Here is a 2113-nt window from a genome sequence, read left to right on the forward strand (position 1 = left end):
AGAAAGTAGGTGCCGCCCCGCACAGGGGCAACGCATGCATACCGACGCGAAAACAGGAAAACCACAAAAAAGGCCAAAAGCCAAAACTAAAAATTAAGCGGCCAACAACCCATGCGGATCAATCACAAACTTCCGCGGCGCACCGCCACCAAACTTTTTATACCCCTCAGGCGCCTCATCAAGCGAAATAACCGAAACATTAACGATCTTGGCGATCGGCAACCGATCAAACAAAATCGCCTGCATGAGATTCCGGTTGTACTTGAGCACAGGCGTCTGCCCCGTATGAAACGTATGCGACTTGGCCCAACCAAGCCCGAAGCGGATGCTCAGGCTGCCATGCTGCGCGGCCACATCGCGTGCACCCGGATCGTCCGTCACATACAACCCAGGAATACCGATCATGCCTGCGGGCCGCGTGATTTCCATCAGCGAATTCAGCACCGTGGCCGGCGCCTCTTCCGAGTGACCGGAAGCGCCATGCCCGTGCGCTTCGAAGCCCACGCAATCCACCGCGCAATCGATTTCCGGCTTGCCCAGAATCTGTTCGATCTGCTCGCCGAGCGCCGCGTCTTTCGACAGATCGACCACTTCGAAGCCCATCGCCTTCGCATGCGCGAGCCGCTCCGCATTGATGTCGCCGACGATCGTGCAGGCCGCGCCAAGCAAACGCGCCGACGCCGCAGCCGCCATCCCCACCGGACCCGCGCCCGCGATATAAACGGTCGAGCCCGGCTTCACGCCCGCCGTGACAGCGCCGTGATAGCCGGTAGGCAGAATATCGGAGAGGCACGTGAGATCGCGAATCTTCGACATCGCCTGATCGCGGTCCGGAAACTTCAGCAGGTTGAAATCGGCATACGGCACGAGCACGTATTCGGCCTGGCCGCCAATCCAGCCGCCCATGTCGACATAGCCGTAAGCACCGCCCGCGCGCGACGGATTCACGTTCAGGCAAACACCGGTGTGCTGCTCGCGGCACATCGCACAGCGCCCGCAAGCCACGTTGAACGGCACGGAAACGAGGTCGCCGATCTTCAGCGTTTCGACGTCGTTGCCCACCTCCATCACTTCGCCAGTAATCTCATGACCCAGCACGAGGCCGACGGGCGCCGTCGTGCGCCCGCGCACCATATGCTGGTCCGAGCCGCAGATATTCGTGCTGACTACCTTCAGAATGACGCCATGGCCGATCGAGCGCCCGCTCGGATCGACCATCTTCGGATACGCGATGTTCTGCACCTCGACTTTGCCCGGCCCTTGATACACGACGCCTCGATTACCGCTCATCTCGCTGTCTCCTGTTCGATGCAGCTCGCAACGCTGCTCACTAGATGGCGTTGCCTTGCGCAAACTGCACGCAAGACAACGGTGCTTCGAGCGTAGCCTGAGCGCCGCAGACGACGATGTGCAAGAAGCGACGCGCCCTTGCTTTGCGCCGACATCGGGCTACGCGTCTTGCCTGCTACTGCCCGCCCCCGTCGGCCCGTATCCATTGCCGATAGTCGGCGCGCGTCCAGTCGAGCCCCACGCCCACGCGACGCGTACCCGGCCGGATCTTCGGCTTGTGCACCGCGAGCCTGAGCGTTTCCAGCGCGGGCCATTCGCGAAACGAAAACGCCGCCATGTCCGCCACCAGCGTTTCGAGCAGCCGCGTATGCGGCTTGCGCCCGAGAAAGTCGGCAAGGCGCGTGCAATAGCCGTCGTAGTCGATCCAGTCGCCCGCTTCACCCGTCGCGTTCTTTTCGTGCGGCATGCAGCGATAGCCGAGCTGCGCGTCGATCACGAGCGGCTGCGGGGAACCGTGCTCGTGCGGATAGATACCGATGCGCGCCGGCACGCTCAACGCTTCGACGAATACGCTCCAGCCGCGCCCGAGCGGCGCGTCGTGTGCGCCGAGCGCACCGATTGCGCCCAGCGCGCCAAGCGCCGGCTCGAACGCTGCATCGACGATCTTCATGGCGCGACCGACGCCGCAGCGTCGACCATGATGCGGCAGAAATAATCGGCGAAGCTGCGGCGCACGACGATTTCGAAGCGGTCGTCGCCCGTGGGAATCAGCACGATCGAAGCCTTGAAATACACGCTCTGCGCGCATTGACCCGGCTTGAAG

The 2113-nt window shown here is 62.4% G+C and carries 3 protein-coding genes; all 3 read right to left on the bottom strand.

The window, feature by feature from the left end; genetic code table 11:
• Nucleotides 1-93 precede the first annotated feature (93 nt).
• Entirely contained in the window at nucleotides 94-1290 is a 1197-nt protein-coding gene (gene fdhA / locus ACOJB8_RS40975; protein ID WP_342946633.1) for a formaldehyde dehydrogenase, glutathione-independent, read from the bottom strand.
• Nucleotides 1291-1465: 175 nt separating this feature from the next.
• On the bottom strand, nucleotides 1466-1960 hold the full coding sequence (locus ACOJB8_RS40980; RefSeq protein WP_342946220.1) for a dihydroneopterin aldolase: 495 nt from the start codon (nucleotides 1958-1960) through the stop codon (nucleotides 1466-1468).
• Nucleotides 1957-2113 (bottom strand): sarcosine oxidase subunit gamma family protein (locus ACOJB8_RS40985; RefSeq protein WP_475017946.1); only part of this gene is annotated, 157 nt, incomplete at its 5' end. The genes ACOJB8_RS40980 and ACOJB8_RS40985, both read right to left, overlap by 4 nt.

Source organism: Paraburkholderia sp. BR10141, from assembly GCF_056155635.1.

Coding starts and splice junctions, on each gene's coding strand:
- ACOJB8_RS40980 (WP_342946220.1), bottom strand. CDS start 1,960: ATGAAGATCGTCGATGCAGCGTTCGAGCCGGCGCTTGGCGCGCTGGGC.
- fdhA (WP_342946633.1), bottom strand. CDS start 1,290: ATGAGCGGTAATCGAGGCGTCGTGTATCAAGGGCCGGGCAAAGTCGAG.